The 22636-nt window shown below is 70.7% G+C and carries 7 protein-coding genes and 1 other RNA gene; 6 read left to right on the plus strand and 2 right to left on the minus strand.

All coding sequences use genetic code 11. The features are described 5' to 3' along the window. Nucleotides 1-223 precede the first annotated feature (223 nt). The gene (locus D7W79_RS03175) at nt 224-724 is read left to right on the plus strand and encodes a hypothetical protein (protein ID WP_120523843.1); all 501 of its coding nucleotides are present in this window, start codon (nt 224-226) and stop codon (nt 722-724) included. Nucleotides 725-800: 76 nt separating this feature from the next. Here the strand turns inward: D7W79_RS03175 and ssrA are convergent. Next, nucleotides 801-1164, minus strand: a transfer-messenger RNA (tmRNA) gene (ssrA, locus tag D7W79_RS03180). A gap of 155 nt (nt 1165-1319) precedes the next feature. Between ssrA and D7W79_RS03185 the strand changes: the two genes are divergently transcribed. The 3 genes from D7W79_RS03185 (at nt 1320) to D7W79_RS03195 (ending at nt 5392) form a co-directional block, all read left to right on the plus strand. Further along, entirely contained in the window at nt 1320-2327 is a 1008-nt protein-coding gene (locus D7W79_RS03185) for a zinc-dependent alcohol dehydrogenase family protein (protein WP_120523844.1), read from the plus strand. A gap of 105 nt (nt 2328-2432) precedes the next feature. Next, nucleotides 2433-3797, plus strand: a complete 1365-nt coding sequence (locus D7W79_RS03190) for a M16 family metallopeptidase (protein WP_120523845.1) — start codon at nt 2433-2435, stop codon at nt 3795-3797. Continuing rightward, nucleotides 3797-5392 carry a M16 family metallopeptidase gene (locus D7W79_RS03195; protein WP_120523846.1) on the plus strand — a complete coding sequence of 532 codons (1596 nt, stop codon included), beginning with the start codon at nt 3797-3799 and terminating at the stop codon, nt 5390-5392. Before D7W79_RS03190 ends, D7W79_RS03195 begins: the two co-directional genes overlap by 1 nt. A 21-nt stretch (nt 5393-5413) precedes the next feature. Here D7W79_RS03195 and D7W79_RS03200 read toward each other — a convergent pair whose 3' ends face one another. After that, a complete protein-coding gene (locus D7W79_RS03200) occupies nt 5414-6430 on the minus strand; it encodes a DUF3616 domain-containing protein (RefSeq protein WP_120523847.1) in 1017 nt (338 codons plus the stop codon). 198 nt (nt 6431-6628) lie between these two features. Here D7W79_RS03200 and D7W79_RS03205 point away from each other — a divergent pair, with 198 nt between their 5' ends. Further along, a complete protein-coding gene (locus tag D7W79_RS03205; protein ID WP_244221566.1) occupies nt 6629-8542 on the plus strand; it encodes an OmpA family protein in 1914 nt (637 codons plus the stop codon). Nucleotides 8543-8797: 255 nt separating this feature from the next. Then, a complete protein-coding gene (locus tag D7W79_RS03210; RefSeq protein WP_158616876.1) occupies nt 8798-22606 on the plus strand; it encodes a non-ribosomal peptide synthetase in 13809 nt (4602 codons plus the stop codon). The last annotated feature ends 30 nt before the right edge of the window (nt 22607-22636 follow it).

Consider the following 22636-nt stretch of genomic DNA (forward strand, 5'->3'; position numbering starts at 1 on the left):
TCTTCCACGACCTCAAGCGCTTTCGCGCCGCCGCCACCCGCTACGACAAGACGGCGACCTGCTACCTCGCTGTCCTCCACGTCGCTTCCATGCTTCTCTGGCTGCGTTAATCAGGGACAGCCCCTAGCCAAGGCAGACGGGCGCTATGCATCCTGTGGGCATGGGACAGCCCACAGACAGCGCTCTCGAAGTAGGTGGCGGTGGACCTGAAATCAGTGCCCGCATGCTGGGTAGCGGCACGATGACTTTTGGCATCACCGATGAGTCCATCGCGCGTGGAAGAGCCGTGTTGGCACTCATCGAGGAGCACGCGCGCAAACTGCCGGGACGAGAGGCCGTCCGGGAGCTCGCTCGACTGGCCAAGGAATTTCCAGGTATTTCCACGAGAGCCCCCGCCTTCCACGAGGCCGTGCGCTTCCTCCGGCGGCATGAGGCGTTTTCTGCCCTCAACCAGCTGATTGGCGAAGGGCGCCGGGGGCGGAAGTTCGCCTCCCCCTTCTACCTGGTCATGCTCATGGAGCAGGTCATGGAAGAGGAGGGATGCCGGGCCCCCAAGGCAGCTCGCATCCTCGCGGAGCGGCACATGGCGGACTTCATGAAAAGCTCGCGTGCCATCGAGAACGACTACAGCCGCTACCGGGAACTGTATCGGGTCTGGCGCGGTGGCACCTACGTGGATGAAGCAGAGCTCACCCGGATGCCGCTGCAGCCGTTCTACTGGTAGCTCGCGCAAGTGGAACGGGGCTCCACACCCCAAAGAAAAAGCCTGGCAACCCGTACTGGATTGCCAGGCTCTTTCACTGTGGAGGCGGAGGGAATCGAACCCTCGTCCGAAAGCCGTCGGCTCTTCGACCCTACGTGCGTAGTCCGCGATTTGCTACGTCACCTGGACTCCCACGGACGGGATTCCCGATGCCGGTCCTGGAAAGATCTCGTCACCTCGGGCCCAGGCACCCTTGGCGACCAGTCCGCATTATGACGGCCCATCCCCACCCCACGGACCGAGAGCAGGGGGACCGCGCACTAGAGACTGCTAGTTAGGCAGCCAGCGCGAGCTCAACGTTGTCGTTGGCTTTTGTGTTGTTGTCGGAAGTTTTACGAGCACCCAACAAGCTCGGCACGCGTCTCGAACGTCATTGCCCCCGTCGAAGCCAGGTCGCCCCCGGTTCGATGTACGTCATGCGGCCACCGCTGCTCCGCACTCGACCTACATTAACCGCTGAACGCCCTCCGTCAATCCTCCTGATTGCTCGCAGGTCGCTCCGGCAACATCTCCTTCCCTGCTTGCCTCTCGGGCAAGCCCCCGGAGGCACTCCCCCATGCAGGCGTACGAGCTCCAGCACACCACCGGCTCCTCCAGCTGGTCCCTCGTGGAGAAGCCCCAGCCTCAGCCGGGCCCCGGCCAGGCGCTCGTCCGCATCCACGCCGTCTCCCTCAACTACCGCGACCTCATCATCACCCGCGGCACCTACCCCGGCCTGAAGCTCCCCCTCATCCCCTGCTCGGACGGGGCCGGCCAGGTCGTCGCCGTGGGCCCCGGCGTCACCCGCGTGAAGCCGGGCGACCGCGTGGCCCCCACCTTCTTCCAGGTCTGGACCGACGGCGAGCGCACCCCGGAGCGGGTCGCCCATGCGCTCGGCGGCAGCATCCCCGGCGTGCTCTCCGAGTACGTCTGCCTGGACGCCGAGGGGCTCGCCCTCCTGCCGGACTGGCTCTCCTACGAGGAGGGCGCCACCCTGCCCTGCGCCGCCGTCACCGCCTGGAACGCGCTCGTCCCCCAGGGCGGCCTCAAGGCCGGGCAGACCGTGCTCGCCCAGGGCACCGGCGGCGTGTCCATCTTCACCCTCCAGTTCGCCCGCCTCCTCGGCGCTCGCGTCATCATCACCTCCAGCCAGGACGACAAGCTCCAGCGCGCGAAGCAGCTGGGCGCCGACGGGCTCATCAACTACTGCCAGACGCCGGACTGGGAGCAGGCCGTCCTCACGCTCACCGGCGGCCAGGGCGTGGACCACGTGCTGGAGGTGGGCGGCGCGGGCACGCTGCCCCGCTCCGTCGCGGCCACGAAGGCGGGCGGCCACATCGCGCTCATCGGCCTGCTCACCGGGGCTCCTGGCAAGCCGGACACCCGCGCCACCAGCAGCAAACACCTGCGCGTCATCAGCACCTACGTGGGCAGTCGCGAGATGTTCGAGGACATGCTCAAGGCCATGTCGCGGGAGAAGACGCGGCCCGTCATCGACCGCGTCTTCCCCTTCGCCCAGGCTCGCGAGGCCCTGCGCCACATGGAGTCCGGTGGCCACTTCGGGAAGATCGTCATCACCGTGTGAGGCCCCGCTCTGGCGCGCAGGTGACACGCGTCCAGAAAGCCGCCCACCCCCGGCCTACCTCCGGCGTAACGTCCCTCCCTTTCCCAGCACTGAAAGGGTCCGCGCATGCGCCGCCTGTTGCCCCTCCTGCTGCTGCTCCTGATGCCGGTGCTCCCGGCGTCCGCGGAGCCGCCTCCAGACGCCTCCCGCTTCTTCCCCTACACGCTGAACACCACGCGCCTGCCCAACGGGCTCACCGTGGTGCGCGTGCCGTTCAACTCGCCCGGCATCGTCGCGTACGTCACCGCCGTGCGCGTGGGTTCGCGCAACGAGGTGGAGCCCGGCCGCACCGGCTTCGCCCACTTCTTCGAACACATGATGTTCAAGGGGACGAAGGCGAACCCGGAGGGCCAGCGCGAGCGCATCCTCGGCGGCTTCGGCTTCGACGACAACGCGTTCACCACCGACGACATCACCGTGTACCAGGTGTACGGCCCCACCGCCGGCCTGGAGAAGCTCATCGCGCTGGAGGCCGACCGCTTCCAGAACCTGGAGTACTCCGAGCCGGCCTTCCAGACGGAGGCGCTCGCCGTCCTGGGCGAGTACCACAAGAACGCCGCGGGCCCGGACCTCAAGCTGGAGGAGGCCCTGGCGAAGACGGCCTTCAAGCGCCACACGTACCAGCACACCACGCTCGGCTTCTACGAAGACATCCAGGCGATGCCCAAGGCGTATGCGTACAGCCGCTCGTTCTTCGAGCGCTGGTACACCCCCGCCAACACCACCCTCTTCATCGTCGGTGACTTCAACGACGCGCAGGTGGTCGCCCAGGTCACCAAGGCCTACGGCGGATGGCAGCGCCAGCCCACCAGCGTCATCATCCCCACCGAACCCGAGCAGACGAGTGCGCGCTCCGTCCACGTGGACTGGCCGCAGCCCACGCAGCCTCGCCACGTGCTCGCGTGGCACAGTCCCGCCGCGCGCGCGGACACGCCGGACGCCGCCATCCAGTCCATCCTCGCCGAGTACCTCGTGGGCGACACCAGCCCCGCGTACAAGGAGCTGGTGCTGGAGAAGCAGTACGTCGAATCGCTGGATGCCTCCACCACGCCCCACCGCGACCCGTACCTCTTCCTCATCGACGCCACCCTCCAGGACGAACAGCACCGCGCCGCCGTGGACGCCGTGCTGCGCCGCGAGGTGACGGCCGTGACCGGCGCCCCGGTGGACCCCGTGCGCTTGAGGGCCATCCAGGACCACCTGCGCTACGGCCTCTTGATGGACATGGAGACGCCGCGCGACGTGGCCATCGACCTGGCCCTCTACGCGGGCGTGATGGGCCGCCCCGACGCGCTCGCCAGCTATCTGAAGCAACTGGGCAGCGTGACGCCCCAGCAGCTCACCCTGTTCGCGAGGAAGTACCTCAAGGACACCAACCTCACCGTCCTCACCCTCACCCCCAAGGCCGTCGCCGCCGGAGGGACGCCGTGATGAAGACCCGCGCTACCGTGTCACTCATCCTGGCCGCCGCGCTGTCCCTCGCCAGCTGCGCCCACCACAAGCCTCCTGAAACGCCGCCGGGGAACCCGCCCGGGGAGCCCCCTCCGCCACCGCCCGAGCCTGGCGACGTGCCCGCGGTGCCACTCAAGGAGCCGCCGCCGATGCAGCTCGTCGTGCAGGCCCGGGGGGACACGCCCATCGTCAGCCTGCGGCTCGTCTTCCACACGGGCTCCATCGATGACCCGAAGGGCAAGGAGGGTCTCACCGCCCTCACCGCGAAGCTGATGGCGGAGGGCGGCACGCAGCGGCTCACCGCCGCGCAGCTGCTGGAAGCGCTCTACCCCATGGCCGCCGAGCTCAAGGTCTTCACCGACAAGGAGATGACCACCCTCTCCGGCCGCGTCCACCAGGACTTCCTGCCCGCGTTCCTGCTGCTCTTCACGGACACGCTGCTCCAGCCGCGCTTCGACCCCGCGGAGTTCGAGCGCCTGCGCGCCAACGCGCTCAATGCCGTGCGCAACGGCCTGCGCAGCGAGGACGACGAGACGCTGGGCAAGGTGGGCCTGGACGCGCTGCTCTACGCGGGACACCCCTACGCCCACTTCACCGGCGGCACCGTGCAGGGGCTCCAGTCCCTCACGCTGGAGGACGTGAAGGCGCACGCGCGCCGCGTGTTCACCCAGGACCGGCTGGTCATCGGCCTGGCGGGGCCGGTGGACGCGAACCTCCAGCAGACCCTCACCTCGCGGCTGGGCGCGCTGCCCGCCAAGGGCGCGCCCCGGGTGGAGCTGCCGACCGTGAAGTCCTCCGCGGGGCGCACGCTCATCCTCCAGAAGCCCACGCTCTCCACCGCCGTGAGCATGGGCTTCGTCACGCCCATGCGCCGGGGGAACCCGGACTTCTTCCCGGTGGCGTTCGCGCTGTCGAACCTGGGCGAGCACCGCCAGTTCATCGGCGTGCTCTTCAACGAGCTGCGCGAACAGCGCGGCCTCAACTACGGCGACTACGCCTACGCCGAGCACTTCATCGAGGACCGCGGCAACGGCACGTTCAACCGCACCAACCTGGTGCGCACGCAGCAGGACGTGTCCCTCTGGCTGCGGCCCGTGGTGCCCGCCAACGGCGTGTTCGCCACGCGCGGCGCGGTGTTCTTCCTGGAGCGGATGTCGAAGGAGCCCCTCACCCAGGAGCGCTTCGACCTGGTGCGCGGCTTCCTCCAGGGCTACACGCGCCTGTGGGAGCAGACCGACCAGCGACGGCTGGGCTACGCCATCGACTCGCTCTACTACGGCACGCCGAACTTCCTGGAGGCCTACCGCGAGGCGCTGACGCAGATGACGCCGCAGTCCGTGCAGGCCGCCGTGAAACGGCAGCTGGCGCCGGAGAAGCTGGCATTCGTGTTCGTCACGGAGGACGCGCAGGGGCTGGCGCAGAAGCTGAAGTCCGGCGAGCCGTCGCCCATCACCTACGCGTCGCCCAAGCCACCGGAGCTGCTCAAGCTGGATGAGCTCATCATCCAGCAGAAGCTCCCGGTGCGCCCGGACGCCATCCAGGTCCTCCCGGCGGCGCAGTTCATGGAGCGCTGACGTCCGCGCCCGTTCCGGCGCTCAGGGGCTTTGCGGCAACGCCGTCCACACGCCGCGGAAGCGCTTGAGCGCCGGATCCTTCTGGCGCTTGCACTCCACGCCCTCCACCTCCACGGTGCCGTCGTCGCTGAGCAGCAGGATGTCGTCGGACGTGTCCGGCGTGAAGAACGCCTCCGGGTTCACGCCCGACAGGTCCACCGACGTCACCGGCACCGGCGCGTCGTCTCCGCCCTTCCAGGTGAACAGCCGCGAGCGCGCCTCGGAAGCCGTGGCCCCCGCGATGATGAGATAGCGCCCCCGCCACGACGACAGCGAACGGATGCCCAGCCCGCCCAGCTCCAGCAACCGGGGCGGCCCGAAGCGCGCGCACGCACCGTCGCGCACCACCGCCTCCGGGTTCAGCAGCGGCACCACCAGCGCCTTGTCCTGCGTCAGCGGGCTCCGGAAGCCAATGAGCATCCCGGGCGCGTCCAGCATCGCCGTCATGCCCTCGATGTTGAGCCCTCCAGGTTCCTTGGGCGGCAGCGGCTCCGCCTGCGCGAGCCCGTACGGCGCGAGCCTTGGATCCGCGAGCAGGTCCTCCAGCAGCCGCGTGTACGGCTGGCCGATGAGCTGGACGTGCTCGGGGTCTTCCACGCTCGTGGCGAAGAAGCGCAGGCGCGCGGGCTGCTTCTTGCCGGCGCTGTTGCGGCCATGCGACGTGAGCCAGAAGGCCAGGTTGCCCAGCCGCGAGCCCGCTTCGATGTCCGTCTCCGGCGGCTTCTTCTTCACCGGCAATTCCAGCGACGGCGACAGGTCCACCGTGCGCAGCGGACGGCCGCCCTTCCGTGAATCGTAGACGCGCAGGATGTTGTCCTCGTCGTCCGCCACGACGAACAGGCCCTGGCCCAATTCCACCGCGCCGGACGCGTCACAGCTTCCCTCGAAGACGACCGTGCCTTCAGGTGCCGCGGCGGGCAGCGCGTCGCGCCGCACGTTCGCCTCGCGGGCGCCGCAGCCCGCCACCAGGACACAACCCCACAGGAGCCACCGGTTCATGGCCCTTCTTGTCGCTGCTCGAACGGCGTCACGCGCGCCGCGAAACCGGAGGCCCTCCGGAAAGTGTGTCGTAACCGACAGGACGCGGCGCGGATCCACTCACGCCCGGGGTTTGTAGAAATGGCATGAGGCTGTAGCTCGCACGCCGAGGGGTGGGTTTTCTTCCGGCGAGAGTGGGTGGGTGCTAAGAGCCTCGGTATGCAATGCCCCGACTCCGAACCTTCGTGGAGCCGGTCCGCGTGCGGCGCGGCCCTGCGACTCGCGGTCCTGGGCCTGCTGCTCACCACGGCAGCGGCCCACGCCCAACCCGACCCCTTCGCCCGAGGCTTCGACGCCGTCCCGGTGAAACCGACGGCCGCGCAGTCCAGCGGCATTGCCCTGGAAGGCGCCACCGTGGAACCGGTGGGCAGCTACCGGGGCGCGCTGCTCCTGGATTTCAACTGGCGCATCCTCGCCCTGAAGCTGGGTGACGAGAAGCTGGGGGACCTCATCCCGTACCGGCTGGACGCGCACCTGCTGTTCTCCTACCAGCTGCTGGAGCGGTTGGAGCTGGGCGTGGACCTGCCGTTCACGCTCATCCAGGGCGACAACTTCTCGCTCCTGGGGGACGCGCTGAACTCGCCGGAGTTCCCCGGCGCCGCGGGCGTCAGCGGCACCACGCTGGGCGACATCCGCGTGCTGCCGCGCGTGAGCCTGCTGAACCCGGACCGCTTCCCGCTGGGGCTCGCGCTGGTGGCGGAGGTGCGGCTGCCCACCGGCAGCGCCCAGAGCTTCACGGGTGAGCGCGGCGTGGTGTTCGCCCCGCGCCTGGCCGTGGAGAAGAAGCTGGGACCCGTGCGCGTGCTGGGCAACGCGGGTGTGCTGCTGCGCCCCGCGGCGCAGTACCTCAACCTGCGCGTGGACGACGAGCTGACGCTGGGCGCGGGCGGCATCGTGGACCTGCCGGACATCAGCCGGCTGCGCGAGGTGAAGGCCACCGCGGAAATGCACCTGCGCACGCCGCTGGCGCGCCCCTTCAACTTCGACCAGGCGGATTCGCTCAAGACGCCGTGGGAGCTGCTGGTGGGCGCCCGCGCGAAGGTGTGGGGCGACTGGGGCGTGGAGCTGGACGTGGGCCGCGGCCTCAACGTCACCACCGGCTACGGCCGTGAAGCCCTGCGCGTCATGCTGGCGCTGCGCTACGACAAGACCTTCAAGGACGAGGGGCCGGACTCGGACGGCGACGGCGTGCCCGACGTGCGCGACCGCTGCCCCACGCAGCCCGAGGACAAGGACGACTTCGAGGACCAGGACGGCTGCCCGGATCCGGACAACGACGGCGACGGCGTGGCCGACGGCGACGACGCGTGCCCCAGCAAGCCCGGCCCGAAGGAGAGCAAGGGCTGCCCGCCGGAGCCGGAGAAGGACACCGACAACGACGGCATCGTCGACCCGCTGGACAAGTGCCCCACGGTGCCCGGCCCGAAGGACTTCGACGGCTGCCCGGACACGGACTTCGACGAGATTCCAGACGGCGAGGACGACTGCCCCGACGTGGCCGGCCCGCCGGAGAACAACGGCTGCCCGTACGACGCTCCGCCCTACGTCGTCGTGGAGTCGGACCGCATCCGCATCAAGGGCAACATCCTGTTCGAGACGGGCTCCGCGGTCATCCAGAAGCAGTCGTACCCGCTGCTGGACGAGGTGGCGACGGTGCTCGCGAAGAACCCCACGCTGGGGCCGGTGCAGATTGAAGGGCACACGGACAACAAGGGTTCGCGTCAGCTCAACGTGGACCTGTCCAACCGTCGCGCGAAGTCGGTGCTCGACTACCTGGTGAAGAAGGGCATCGACCGCAAGCGCCTCACGTCGCAGGGCTTCGGGTTCGACCGGCCCATCGCCACCAACGACACGGCGCTCGGCCGCGCGAAGAACCGGCGCGTGGACTTCAAGCTGGTGAAATCGGAGATCGAAACCGGCCCGAAGGAGACCATCGTCCCCAATGGCCAGCCGCCGCCGCCCGGCACCGAGCCCGTGCCTGGACCGGGCGCGCCGCCGCCCACCCCGGGCACGGCCACGCCGCCGAAGCCCCAGGCCGCGCCGGACGCGAGCAAGCCGGCCGGCAAGAAGTAACGCGTTCCGTTGGGACGGCCCGATGCGCGGGCCGTCCCAAATCGCTGCCTTTGTTTTTTTGCGGGGTGGTTGGAGGACCGGGGCAAAATGCCCCGTTTCGAGACCTCGTCACCCTGTTTCACGACGCATCTTCTCGGGTGCGCCGCGTCGAAAGAACCGGGAATAACGCCGAGGGCGGGTTCTCCCCAGCCCCCCTCACTGACGGGTTATTCTCAATACATGGGGACATTTGAGACAGAAGGTAACGGCGCGGGGATGACGCCGGAGCAGAAGCGCGCGCGTCTGGCCGAGCTGCTGCGCACCAAGGTCCGCCCCACGCAGGCGCCGGTGTCCTTCAGCCAGGAACGCATGTGGTTCCAGGACCGGCTGAGCCCGGGCAGCGCGGCCTTCAACATCCCGGTCCGCGTGCGGTTCTCCGGCGTGCTCGACGTGGCCGTGCTGCGCGCCAGCCTCCAGGCGCTGGTGCGGCGTCACGCGCCGCTGCGCACCACCTTCATCGAGCAGGACGGCCGCCCCGTGCAGCACATCGCGCCGGCGCTGGAGCTGGCGCTGCCCGTGGTGGACCTCCAGGCGCTGCCCGCCTCCGAGCGGGAGGCCGAGCTGCAGCGCCTGCTCACGGACGAGGCGCGCCAGCCGTTCGACCTGGAGAAGGGACCGCTGCTGGTCACCGTGCTGTACCGGCTGGATGCGCTGGAGCACGTGCTGCTGCTCAAGCTGCACCACATCATCACGGACGGCTGGTCCATGGGCGTGCTGGTGCGTGAGCTGAGCGCCCTGTACCTGGCGCTCGCGGAAGGGAAGCCTTCACCGCTGTCGCCGCTGCCCATGCAGTACGCGGACTATGCCGCCTGGCAGCGGGAGTACTTGCGCGGCGAGGTGCTGGAGTCGCACCTGGGCTGGTGGCGCGAGCGGTTGGATCCGGACGCGGTGCTGGAGCTGCCCACGGACAGGCCCCGCGCCGCGGTCCTCTCCGGGCGCGGTGCGCGCATCAACGCGATGCTGCCCGTCGCGCTCGTGGAGGCAATCAAGGCGCTGGCGCTGACGGAGGGCAACACGCTCTTCGGCGTGCTGCTGTCCGCGTTCCAGGTGCTGCTGTCGCGCTACAGCGGCCAGCAGGACGTGGTGGTGGGCACCTCCGTGGCCGGCCGTGGCCGCGTGGAGCTGGAAGGGCTCATCGGCCTGTTCACCAACTACCTCGCCTTCCGCACGGACCTGTCCGGCCAGCCGTCCTTCCGGGAGCTGCTCGCCCGCGTGCGGGAGACGACGCTGGAGGCCTACGCGCACCAGGACGTGCCCTTCGAGAAGCTGGTGGACGCGCTGAAGCCGGAGCGCCAGCTGAGCGTCAATCCCCTCTTCCAGGTCGCGCTGACGCTCCAGAACGCGCCCCTGCCTCCGCTGCGACTGCCGGGGCTCGTCCTGGACGCGCAGCCGGTGGACAACCGCACCAGCAAGACGGACCTGTCGCTCATCGCCATGGAGCTGCCCCAGCAGGGCATGCGCCTCACGGCGGAGTACAGCACGGACCTCTTCGACCCCGGCTCCATCCAGCGGCTGCTCGCGCACCTGCGCACGCTGCTGGAGGGCGCGGTCGCGGATCCGGACCGGCGCGTCTCGGAGCTGCCGCTGATGGACGCGGCCGAGGCGATGCGGATCCAGCGCGAGTGGGCCGGGAACGCCGCGCCCTTCCCGGAGGACCGCTGCCTGCACTCGCTCTTCGAGACGCAGGCGCAGCGGACGCCCGGGGCGGTGGCCGTCCAGTTCCAGGGACAGGCACTCACGTACGCGCAACTGGACGCTCGGGCCAACCAGCTCGCGCATTCGCTGCGACGGCGGGGGGTGGGACCGGAGTCCCGGGTGGCCCTGAGCGTGGAGCGCTCGCTGGACGTCGCGGTGGGGCTGCTGGGCATCCTCAAGGCGGGCGGCGCGTGGGTGCCCGTGGATCCGCTGCTGCCGCGTGAGCGCCTGGCCTTCATGCTGGAGGACAGCGGGGCCTCCGTGCTGGTGACGCAGGCTCCGCTGCTGGAGCGCTTTCCGGAAGGGATGCGCGCCCGGGCGCTGTGCCTCGACGCGGAGCGGGACGGGCTCGCGGGGGAGAGCGTCCTGGCTCCGGCCTCCGGCGTGGGGCCCCGGAATCTGGCCTACGTGCTCTACACCTCCGGCAGCACGGGCACGCCCAAGGGGACCGCCATCGAGCACCGTGGCGTCTGCAACCTGGTTGCACATGAGGCCACGGCCTACGGCATCGGGCCGGGCAGCCGCGTCCTCCAGTTCGCCAGCCTGTCGTTCGACCTGTCGGTGGAGGAGATCTTCACCACGCTGTGCAATGGCGCGACGCTGGTGCTGGCGCCGCTGGAAGACCTGATGCCCGGCGAGCCGCTGCGCAAGCTGCTGCGCGACGAGGCCCTCACCGTCATCAGCCTCACGCCCGCGACGCTCGCGGCCACGGCTCCGGAAGGGCTGCCCGCGCTGCGGACCGTCATCTCGGGGGGTGAAGCGCTGCCCCCGGAGGTGGTGGCGCGATGGGCTCCGGGCCGCACGTTCCTGAACACATACGGCCCCACGGAAGCCACGGTCATGGCCACGCTCACCGAGTGCACGGCGGACGGACGCGTGCCCTCCATCGGCCGGCCGCTGGCCAACGTGCGTGCGTACGTGCTGGATGCCCGGGGCGGGCTCGTGCCCGTGGGCGTGAAGGGCGAGCTGCACCTGGGCGGCGTGGGCGTGGCTCGTGGCTACGCGGGCAGGCCCGCGCTGACGGCCGAGCGCTTCGTGCCGGATGCCTTCTCCGGCGAGGCGGGTGCGCGGCTGTACCGCACGGGCGACGTGGTGCGCTGGCGTGAGGACGGCACGCTGGAGTTCGTGGGCCGCGCGGACGCGCAGGTGAAGGTGCGTGGCTTCCGCATCGAGCTGGGTGAAGTGGAGGCCGCGCTGGCGAAGCTGCCCCCGGTGAGGGACGCGGTGGTGGTGGCGCGCGAGGACGGGCCCGGTGGCAAGCGGCTGGTGGGCTACGTCGTGCTTCGCGACGGCGTCACCGCCCAGGGCCCCGGGCTGCGGGCGGACCTCAAGAACGCGCTGCCCGAGTACATGGTCCCGTCGGCCGTGGTGGTGCTGCCCGCGCTCCCGCTCACGACCAACGGCAAGGTGGACCGCAAGGCGCTGCCCGCTCCGGACCTGGCGGGGAGTGACCCTCGGGAGTACGTCGCGCCACGCACGCCCACCGAGCAGCGGCTGGCGGGGCTGTGGCAGGAGTTGCTCGGCGTCACGCGCGTCGGAGCGCATGATCACTTCTTCGACCTGGGAGGCCATTCGCTGCTGGCCACGCAGGCGCTCAGCCGGATCCGGCAGGCGTTCACGGTGGAGCTGCCTCTCCGGCGCCTGTTCGAATCTCCCACGCTGGATGCCGTGGCCCGCCTCATCGACGAGGCACTCGCGGGGAAGGGACAACCGGTCCCGGCACCGCGTAGGTCGCAGGAGTCCCGCACGCGGTCCGTGCCAACGATTCCGCTGGAGGACGTCGCGCGTGAGTGGAAGGAGCAGCCACAAGACACCGTGGCACCCTTCACGGCCGAGCTGCGTCAGCGGGTGCTGGTGGAATGGAACGCGACGGAGGCTGAGTACCCGCGCGGCGCCACGCTGCCGGAGGTCTTCGCGCGGGTGGTGGCCCGTTTCCCGGAGAAGGTCGCCGTCGAATTTGGTGATGCACGGCTGACGTACCGGCAGCTGGAGGAGCGCGCGAATCGACTCGCGTGGCACCTGCGCTCGCTGGGCGTGGATACCGACTCCCGTGTAGCGGTGGCCCTGGAGCGCTCGCTGGAGCTGGTCGTCTCTCTCGTCGCCATCCTCAAGGCCGGTGCGGCCTACGTGCCCCTGGATCCGGCCTATCCGCGTGAGCGGCTGGCCGCCATGGTGGAAGACGCCCGTCCCCGTGTCCTCCTCACGTCTCGCGCGCTTCTGCCGAAGCTGCCTCACGCGGACCTGCTGCCCGTGGTGCTGGAGGAGGTGTCGCTCGACGCGCTGCCAGTGCATGCGCCGCCTTCCAGCGCCCTGCCCCTGAGCCTCGCGTATATCGACTTCACCTCCGGCTCCACCGGCAGGCCCAAGGGTGTCGGCACGCCTCACTCCGCCGTGCTCCGCACCGTCTTCGGAGTCGACTACGCCCGCTTCGGCCCTGACGAGACGCTGCTGCTCATGGCCCCCCTCGCCTTCGATGCCTCCACCCTCGAAGTCTGGGGCGCGCTGCTGCACGGCGCGAAGCTGGCCGTCTTCCCCGCCCACCCTCCGACGGATCCGCACGAGTTGGAGAAGGTGCTGGTGCACCACGGCGTGACGACGCTGTGGCTCACCTCGGGCCTCTTCACCCAGGTGGTGGATTCACACCTGCCTGCGCTGCGCTCGCTGCGCCAGGTGCTCACTGGCGGCGACGTCGTCTCCGCGCCTCACGTGCGCAAGGTGCTGGAACAGTTGAGCATCCCTGTCACCGCTGGCTATGGCCCGACGGAGACCACCGTCTTCGCCACCAGTCACCGCTTCACGCAGGCCTCTCAAGTGGGCGCTGCCGTTCCGCTGGGCCGCCCGCTGGGCAACACGCAGGTGTACGTGCTGGATGCTTCCGGCCAGCCCGTTCCTCCGGGCGTGCAGGGCGAAATCTTCGTGGGTGGAGATGGCCTCGCTCGCGGCTACGTGGGCCAGCCCGCGCTGACGGCCGAGCGCTTCGTGCCCGATGCTTTCTCCGGTGAGGCGGGTGCGCGCCTCTACCGCACCGGCGACCTCGGCCGTTGGCGGGACGACGGCGTGCTGGAGTTCCTCGGCCGCGCGGATGCGCAGGTGAAGGTGCGTGGCTTCCGCATCGAATTGGCTGAAATCGAAGCCGCGCTCCTGGCCCACTCCGACGTGCGTGAGGCCGTCGTCATCGCCCGGGAGGACGTGCCCGGCGACAAGCGCCTCGTCGCCTACGTTGTCGCTCCCGCGTCCCTGGACGTGACGGAGCTGCGCGCGTTCCTCAAGCAGCGGCTGCCCGATTACATGGTGCCGTCCTTGCTGGGACGGCTGGACGTGCTGCCCCTCACCTCCAACGGCAAGGTCGACCGCAAGGCCCTGCCCCATCCCTCCACGTTCCAGACCCGCACCCCGACGCGCCCGCCTCGCACGGACACGGAGCGGCTGCTCGCCACGCTCTGGGAGGAGGTCCTCCAGACCGGCACGGTCGGCGCCGAGGACCACTTCTTCGAGCTGGGCGGCAGCTCCCTGAGCGCCACGCAGGTCCTCTCTCGCATCCGGCGCACGTTCCAGACGGAGCTGTCCATCGCGGACTTCTTCGCGGCCCCCACCGTGGAAGCCATCGCGCGCCGCCTGGAGTCCCAGGGCCCGGTGCGCCCTGCCCTGTCCGTGCCCGCGCTCAAGCCGGTGCCTCGCGACGGCGACCTGCCCCTGTCCTTCGCCCAGCAGCGGCTGTGGTTCTTCTCGAAGCTGGAGCCCGAGAGCGCCGCGTACAACCTGCCGTTCGTCATGCGGCTCGAAGGGGCGCTCGACGTGCCCGCGCTCGCGGCGGGCCTGCGCGACCTGCTCCAACGCCACGAGTCCCTGCGCACCACCTTCCGTGAGCAGGCGTCCGGCCCCGTCCAGGTCATCACCGCCGCACCCACGCTGCCCGCGGCCTGGATGGACCTGAGCGCCCTGCCCGATGCCGAGCACGCCCTGCGCTCCATCCTCGACGATGAGGCACGGCAGGTCTTCGACCTGGAAGCCGGCCCGCTCTGGCGCGTCCTCGTGGTGCGCATGAGCGCTCGGCACCACCTGCTGCTGCTGACCATGCACCACGTCATCTCCGACGCCTGGTCCATGGGCGTGCTCCTCCAGGAGCTGACCACGCTGTATGCCGCCCACTCCGAGGGCCAGGCGCCTCGGCTGAAGCCGCTGCCCGTGCAGTACGCGGACTTCTCCGTGTGGCAGCGCGACTGGCTGCGCGACGCCGCACTGGAGGCCCAGCTCGGCTGGTGGCGCGCGCAGCTCCACGGCGCACCGAAGGCGCTGGAGCTGCCCACGGATCGGCCTCGCCCCGCGGCGCAGACCTTCCGGGGCGCGGTGGTGCCCTTCCAGTTCCCGCGCGAGCTGTCGGACGCGATGCAGGCGCTCTGCCGGAGCGAGGGCGTCACGCCCTCCATGGTGGTGCTGGCGACGTTCCAGGTGCTGCTCTCGCGCTACAGCGGCCAGGAGGACGTCTGCGTGGGCTCGCCCATCGCGGGCCGCCACCACGCGGAGCTGGAGGGGCTCATCGGCTTCTTCGTCAACACGCTGGTGCTGCGCACGAAGCTGGACGGCGACCCGAGCTTCCGGGAGCTGCTCTCCCGCGTGCGCGACGTGGCCCTCGGTGCGTACGCGCACCAGGACGTGCCCTTCGAGAAGCTGGTGGAGGCCCTGCGGCCGGAGCGGGATCCGCGCCGCACGCCGCTCTTCCAGGTGATGCTCGCGTACCAGAACGCGCCCATGCCGGAGACGCTGACGACGGGCCTGCGCCTCCACCCGCTGGAGCCCCGGGGCGGCACGGCGAAGTTCGACCTCACCCTGGCCCTGAACGACACCGCCGACGGGCTGAAGGGCCTGCTCGAATACAACACCGACCTCTTCGACGCCGCGACCGCGAGCCGCATGGTGGGCCACCTGCGCGCGCTGCTGGACAGCGCCGTCCACGCGCCGGAGCGCCGCCTCTCCGCGCTGCCCATGCTCACCCTCGAGGAGCGCGAGCTGCTGTCGCACTCCTGGAGCAAGCCTGGCGTCGCCACCGCGGAGGACGCGTCCCTGCACGGACTCCTCCAGGCGCAGGCCCGGCTCCATCCGGACCTCACCGCCTTCGAGCACGAGGGCACCCCGCTGACCTGGGCGGAGGCGTACCAGCGGGCCCGGGAGGTCCTCCGGGCACTGCGCGGAAGGGGCGTGGTGGCGCTGCCGCCCCCGCCGCCCCTCGTCCCCGTCGCGCGCACGGGGCCGCTGCCTTTGTCGTTCGCGCAGCAGCGGCTGTGGCTCGTCGACCAGCTGGAACCGGGCAGCGCCGCCTACAACCTCTTCCTCGCCCTGCGCGTGGAAGGCGCGCTGGACGTGGGCGCGCTGGAGAGGTCCTTCGCCGCGCTCATCGCCCGCCACGAATCCCTGCGCACCGTCTTCGTCTTGAGGGAGGGCGAGCCCGTGCAGGTCATCCTCCCCACGGTGCCCTTCGCGCTGGAGACGGTGGACCTGGGCGAAGTCTCCGACGAGGTCGTGACGCAGCGGCTGCAAGCGGAAGCCCTGCGCCCGTTCGACCTGGAGCGCGGGCCCCTGCTGCGCGCGGCACTGCTGCGCCTGGCCCCCAGGACGCACGTGCTGTGGCTGAACATGCACCACATCGTCTCCGACGGTTGGTCCATGGGCGTGCTCGTGCGGGAGTTGTCCGCGCTCTACAGCGCCCAGGTCTCGCGCCAGCCTTCGCCACTGCCTCCCCTTCCCGTCCAATACGTCGACTACGCGGCGTGGCAGCGCGCGTGGCTGAAGGACGAGGTGCTGGAGCACCACCTGGCGTACTGGCGTCGTCAGCTGGCCGGGGTGCCGCCGCTGCTGGAGCTGCCCACCGACAAGCCCCGCCCGCGCGTCCAGTCCCAGCGTGGCGCGCAGGTGCCCGTGCACCTGTCGGGTGCGCTGACGGAGGCCCTTCAGGCGCTGTGCCAGCGCGAACGCGCCACGCTCTTCATGGGACTGGTGACGGCGTGGCAGGTGCTGCTCTCGCGCTACTCCGGCCAGGAGGACATCCCCCTCGGCTCGCCCATCGCGGGCCGCACGCGCGAGGACACGGAGGGGCTCATCGGCTTCTTCGTCAACACGCTGGTCCTGCGCACGCACGTCGACGCGAGGGCCCCCTTCCGCGAGCTGCTGGGCCAGGTGCGCGCCACCACGCTCGCCGCCTATGAGCACCAGGATGCGCCCTTCGAGAAGCTGGTGGAGGAGCTGCAGCCCCGGCGCAGCCTGAGCCACTCGCCGCTGTTCCAGGTGCTGCTCGCGCTGCAGAACGCTCCGGTGCAAGCGCTGTCCCTGCCCGGCGACTCCGCGCCGCTGCGGCTGCTGCCCCTGGAGCAGGCCGAGCAGACGACCCAGTTCGACCTCACGCTCGCCCTGGCGCGGACGCCCCAGGGTCTGCAGGGCGCGCTGAGCTACCGCACGGACCTGTTCGAAGCCTCCACCGCCGCCCGGATGGTGGAGCACCTGCGCACGCTGCTGGAGGCCGCGGTGGCGAAGCCGGACGAAGCCGTGGGTCGGCTGCCCCTGCTGACGGCCAGCGAGCGTCACCACCTGCTGGTGACGTGGAACCAGACGCAGGCGGAGTACCCGCGCGACGCGACGATTCCGCGCCTCTTCGAAGCGCAGGCGCGGCGCACGCCGGAGGCCATCGCGGTCGTGAGCGGCGCGCAGCGGCTGACGTACCGGGAGCTGGACGCGAGGGCGAACCAGCTGGCCCACCGGCTGCGCAAGCTGGGCGTGGGGCCGGAGTCGCGCGTGGGCCTGTGCGTCGAGCGCACGACGGACGTGGTGGTGGGGACGCTGGGCATCCTCAAGGCGGGCGGCGCGTACGTGCCGCTGGATCCGCGCTACCCGAAGGATCGCCTGGGCTGGCTGCTGGAGGACGCGAACGGCCCGGCCCTGGTGGCGCATTCGCACCTGCTGCCGTCCCTGCCCGCCTTCACGGCGCAGGCGGTGTGCCTGGACCGGGGAGCGGACCTCGACCGTGAACCCGCGACGGCGCCCCCGGCGGGAGTGCACCCGGAGAACGTGGCGTATCTCATCTACACATCCGGGAGCACGGGCCGTCCCAAGGGCGTGGCGGTGACGCACCGGAACGCGGTGGCGTTCCTCGCGTGGGCGACGGAGACGTTCACGGAGGAAGAGACGAAGGCGGTGCTCGCGGCGACGAGCCTCAACTTCGACCTGTCGGTCTTCGAGCTGTTCGCGCCGCTGGTCCGGGGCGGCAGCGTGGTGGTGGTGCGCGACGCGCTGTCCCTGGCCGAAGCGAGGCCGGACGCGGAGGTCACGCTCATCAACACGGTGCCGTCGGCGATGGCGCAGCTGGTGAGGATGGGCGCGGTGCCGCCGTCCGTGCGCGTGGTGAACCTGGCGGGCGAAGCCCTGCCGGAGACGCTGGCGAAGGCTGTGTACGCGGTACCGACGGTGCGCAAGCTGTACAACCTGTACGGCCCGTCGGAGGACACGACGTACTCCACGGTGTCGCGGGTGGAGCGCGACGAGGTGCCGAACATCGGCCGGCCGCTGACGAACACGCGGGCGTACGTCCTGGACGCGAACCTGCAACCGGTGCCCATCGGCGTCGCGGGCGAGCTGTACCTGGCGGGAGAAGGCCAGGCCCGCGGCTACCTGGCGAGGCCGGAGCTGACGGCGGAGCGGTTCGTGCCGGAGCTCCACGGGCCCGCGGGCAGCCGGATGTACCGCACGGGGGACCGGGTCCGTTACCGGGCGGACGGGGTGCTGGAGTACCTGGGCCGCGTGGACTTCCAGGTGAAGGTGCGCGGCTTCCGCATCGAGCTGGGCGAGGTCGAATCCGCGCTGCGCCAGCATGCGGCCGTGAAGGACGCGGTGGTGGTGGCGAAGGGCGAGGGCGAGGAGAAGCGGCTCGTCGCGTACGTGGCGCCGAAGCCAGGGGCGGCGCTGGAGACGAAGGCGTTGAAGGCGGACCTGCGCCAGCGGTTGCCGGAGTACATGGTGCCGGGGACGGTGGTGGTGCTGGAGGCGCTGCCGCTCAACGCCAACGGCAAGGTGGACCGCAAGGCCCTGCCGGAGCCGGAGGCGCCCACGTCTGGCAACACGTACGAAGCACCGCGCACGCAGCTGGAAGCGACGCTGGCGGCCATCTGGGCGCAGGTGCTGCGAGTGCCCCGGGTGGGCGTGAGGGACGACTTCTTCGCGCTGGGTGGACACTCGTTGCTCGCGACGCAGGTGGTGTCGCGGGTGCGCACGGAGACGGGCGCACAGCTGCCGCTGCGCGCGTTGTTCGAGGCGCCTTCGGTGGAGTCACTGGCCTCGCGGGTCGAAGCCGCGTTGCGTTCCCGGCAAGCGGTGCCGCGTCCGCCGCTGGTGGCCGTGGCTCGCACCGGCCCGCTGCCGCTGTCCTTCGCGCAGCAGCGCCTGTGGTTCCTCGACCGGCTCCAGCCGGGAAGCGTCCATTACAACATCCCCGCCGCCTTGCGGCTCGACGGTCCGCTGGACGCCGAGGCGCTGATCCGTGGTCTGCGGGAGCTCGTCCACCGTCACGAAGCGCTGCGCACCACGTTCCATGCGCGCGAAGACGGCGAGCCCGTCCAGCACCCGCACGCGCAGGGGGAGCTGACCGTGTCGCGGGTGGAGCTGCGCCAACTGCCGGAGGCGGAGCAGGACGCGGAGGTCCGCCGGCTGGCGCTGGAGGAAGCGCGGAGGCCCTTCGACCTGACGCGTGCGCCTCTGATGCGCGCCACGCTGCTGCGCCTTTCCGAACAGCGCCACGTGCTGCTCGTCACGCTGCATCACATCGTCTCGGACGGCTGGTCCAACCGCGTCCTCGTCGAGGAACTGGGAGCGCTCTACGCGGCGTTCTCACGGGGGCAGCCGTCGCCCCTCCCGCCGCTGGCGCTCCAGTACGCGGACTTCGCGGCCTGGCAGCGGGACTGGCTGAAGGGCGAGGTGCTGGATCAGCAGGTGGGGTGGTGGAAGCGGCAGCTCGCCGGTGCGCCCCACGCGCTGGAGCTGCCCACGGACAAGCCTCGTCCCGCCGTGCAGACGTACCAGGGAGCCCAGGTGCCGGTGGTCCTTTCGCAGGAGGCTTCGCGGAGGCTCAAGGCCCTCTGCCAGCAGGAGGTCGCCACCCCGTTCATGGCACTGCTCGCGCTGTGGCAGGTGCTCCTGGCCAGCTACTCCGGGCAGGAGGACTTCGCCGTCGGCTCGCCCATCGCAGGCCGTGAGCATGGCGAGCTGGAGGGGCTCGTCGGCTTCTTCGTGAACACGTTGGTGCTGCGCGCCCAGGTGGACCGGCGGGGTTCGTTCCGCCAGTTGCTGCGCCGGGTGAAGGAGGTGGCGCTGGGGGCCTATGCCCACCAGGACCTGCCGTTCGAGCGGCTGGTGGAGGAGCTGAAGCCCGCTCGCGATCCGAGCCGTGGCCCCCTGTTCCAGGTCCTCTTCACCCTGCGGGACACCACCGCCCCACGCTCACCACGAGGGGAGGAGTTGAAGCTGCATCCCCTGGACGTAGAGGACACCACCGCCAAGTTCGACCTGGAGTTGAGCCTGGCGGAGTCGCCGGAGGGCTTCGTGGGGACCCTGGGCTACAACACCGCGCTGTTCGAGCCGCGCACGGCGGCAAGGATGGCGGAGCACTTCCGCACGTTGGCGGAAGGGCTCGTTGCCCGGCCCGAGGCACCACTGGAGTCCGTGTCCCTGCTGACGCCGACGGAGCGCCAGCAAGTGCTGGTGGAATGGAACGCGACGGAGGCTGAGTACCCGCGCGGCGCCACGCTGCCGGAGGTCTTCGCGCGGGTGGTGGCCCGCTTTCCGGAGAAGGTCGCCGTCGAGTTCGGTGATGCGCGGCTGACGTACCGGCAGCTGGAGGAGCGCGCGAATCGACTCGCGTGGCACCTGCGCTCGCTGGGCGTGGATACCGACTCGCGGGTGGCGGTGGCCCTGGAGCGCTCGCTGGAGCTGGTCGTCTCCCTCGTCGCCATCCTCAAGGCCGGTGCGGCCTACGTGCCGCTGGACCCGGCCTATCCGCGTGAGCGGCTGGCCGCCATGGTGGAAGACGCCCGTCCCCGCGTCCTCCTCACGTCTCGCGCGCTTCTGCCGAAGCTGCCTCACGCGGACCTGCTGCCCGTGGTGCTGGAGGAGGTGTCGCTCGACGCGCTGCCCGCGCATGCGCCGCCTTCCAGCGCGCTGCCCCTGAGCCTCGCGTATATCGACTTCACCTCCGGCTCCACCGGCAGGCCCAAGGGTGTCGGTACTCCTCACTCCGCCGTGCTGCGCACCGTCTTCGGCGTCGACTACGCCCGCTTCGGCCCGGACGAGACGCTGCTGCTCATGGCCCCTCTCGCCTTCGATGCCTCCACCCTCGAAGTCTGGGGCGCGCTGCTGCATGGCGCGAAGCTGGCCGTCTTCCCTGCCCACCCTCCGACGGATCCGCACGAGTTGGAGAAGGTGCTGGTGCACCACGGAGTGACGACGCTGTGGCTCACCTCCGGCCTCTTCACGCAGGTGGTGGATTCACACCTGCCTGCGCTGCGCTCGCTGCGCCAGGTGCTCACTGGCGGCGACGTCGTCTCCGCGCCCCACGTGCGCAAGGTGCTGGAGCAGTTGAGCATCCCCGTCACCGCTGGCTATGGCCCGACGGAGACCACCGTCTTCGCCACCAGTCACCGCTTCACGCAGGCCTCTCAGGTGGGGGCCTCCGTCCCGCTGGGCCGCCCGTTGGGCAACACGCAGGTGTACGTGCTGGATGCTTCCGGCCAGCCCGTTCCTCCGGGCGTGCAGGGCGAAATCTTCGTCGGTGGTGACGGCCTTGCTCGCGGCTACGTGGGCCAGCCCGCGCTCACCGCGGAGCGCTTCCTCCCCGACCCCTTCGCCACAACTCCAGGCGCGCGCCTCTACCGCACCGGAGACCTCGGCCGCTGGCGGAACGACGGCGTGCTGGAGTTCCTCGGCCGCGCGGATGTCCAGGTGAAGGTGCGTGGCTTCCGCATCGAGCTGGCTGAAATCGAAGCCGCGCTCCTGGCCCACTCCGCCGTGCGTGAGGCCGTCGTCATCGCCCGGGAGGATGTGCCCGGCGACAAGCGCCTCATCGCCTACGTCGTCGCGCCCGCATCCCTGGACGTGACGGAGCTGCGCGCGTTCCTCAAGCAGCGGCTGCCCGACTACATGGTGCCTTCCACCGTGGTCCGTCTGGACGCGCTGCCCCTCACCTCCAACGGCAAGGTCGACCGCAAGGCCCTGCCCGCTCCCGACTCCGCGACCTCGGCCGGCGACTACGTCGCGCCCCGCACGGTCCTGGAGGAACAGCTGGCGCGGTCCTTCGCGGAGGTGCTGCGCGTGCCTCGCGTCAGCGTCACCGACAGCTTCTTCGACCTCGGTGGCCACTCGCTGCTCGCCCTGCGGCTGATGGCGGCCATCCGCGAACACACGGGCCAGGTGATCCCCATGGCCGCCCTCTTCCAGCACTCCACCGTGGAGCAGCTGGCGCGCCGGGTGCGGCAGGAAGCCACCGCGCTTCCCCCCAACCTCGTGCGACTGGACGCGGGCACCTCCAGCGCTCGCGCCCTCTTCCTCGTCCATGGCGGCGGCGGCAGTGTGCTGGGCTACGCGGAGCTGGTCCGACAGCTCGGCGACGACCGGCCCGTCTACGGTCTGTCCGCATCGGGGCTGGACGGCGGCGCCTTGCCTCCCGCGTCCATCGAAGCGCTGGCACGCGACTACCTCGCCCAGGTCCGCGCCGTGCAGCCGCAAGGGCCGTACCTGCTGGGAGGCTGGTCCTTCGGTGGGCTCGTCGCGCTGGAGATGTCACGACAGCTCCAGCTCACAGGTGAGCAGGTGGAGCTGCTGGCCCTCATGGACTCCACCGTGCCCACGCCCCAGCCGCGTCCCGCGGCCGACCCGCTCGGCATGCTGGCCCTCTTCGCGCGGACGCTCGGGCTGCCCTGGCAGGAGCTGCCCCTGGAGCTGGACCGCCTGCGGCGTCTGGAGGGACGCGAGCAACTCGCCTACGTCCTGGAGCAGCTCCGGAACGCGCCGGCGAAGGACCTCGGTCTGGACCTGGATGGCGCGGAGCACCTGTTCGCCCTGCACTCGCGGCTCTACGACGCGCAGCGCGGCTACGTGCCCGGCGGTGGCTACTCGGGGCCCACGCTGCTCTTCCAGGCCGCCACGGCGCGGACCGAGTCCGGGGAGCCAGACTGGAGCACGTGGCTCACGGGGCCCCTCACCCGGTACGAGGTCCCGGGAGACCACTACACGATGCTGAGCGCCCCCCACGCCGCCACCGTGGCAGAGCGGCTCCGCCACCACCTGCGAGCGCTGTAGCGCGAACGAGCGCGGGCCCGGATGCGGGCC

This window comes from Corallococcus exercitus, from assembly GCF_003611585.1.
Classification (GTDB): Bacteria; Myxococcota; Myxococcia; order Myxococcales; family Myxococcaceae; genus Corallococcus; species Corallococcus exercitus.

Excerpts from the sequence above, each read along its gene's own strand:
- D7W79_RS03175 (WP_120523843.1), top strand. The coding sequence starts at position 224 with ATGCTGGGTAGCGGCACGATGACTTTTGGCATCACCGATGAGTCCATC.
- D7W79_RS03185 (WP_120523844.1), top strand. The coding sequence starts at position 1,320 with ATGCAGGCGTACGAGCTCCAGCACACCACCGGCTCCTCCAGCTGGTCC.
- D7W79_RS03190 (WP_120523845.1), top strand. The coding sequence starts at position 2,433 with ATGCGCCGCCTGTTGCCCCTCCTGCTGCTGCTCCTGATGCCGGTGCTC.
- D7W79_RS03195 (WP_120523846.1), top strand. The coding sequence starts at position 3,797 with ATGAAGACCCGCGCTACCGTGTCACTCATCCTGGCCGCCGCGCTGTCC.
- D7W79_RS03200 (WP_120523847.1), bottom strand. The coding sequence starts at position 6,430 with ATGAACCGGTGGCTCCTGTGGGGTTGTGTCCTGGTGGCGGGCTGCGGC.
- D7W79_RS03205 (WP_244221566.1), top strand. The coding sequence starts at position 6,629 with ATGCAATGCCCCGACTCCGAACCTTCGTGGAGCCGGTCCGCGTGCGGC.
- D7W79_RS03210 (WP_158616876.1), top strand. The coding sequence starts at position 8,798 with ATGACGCCGGAGCAGAAGCGCGCGCGTCTGGCCGAGCTGCTGCGCACC.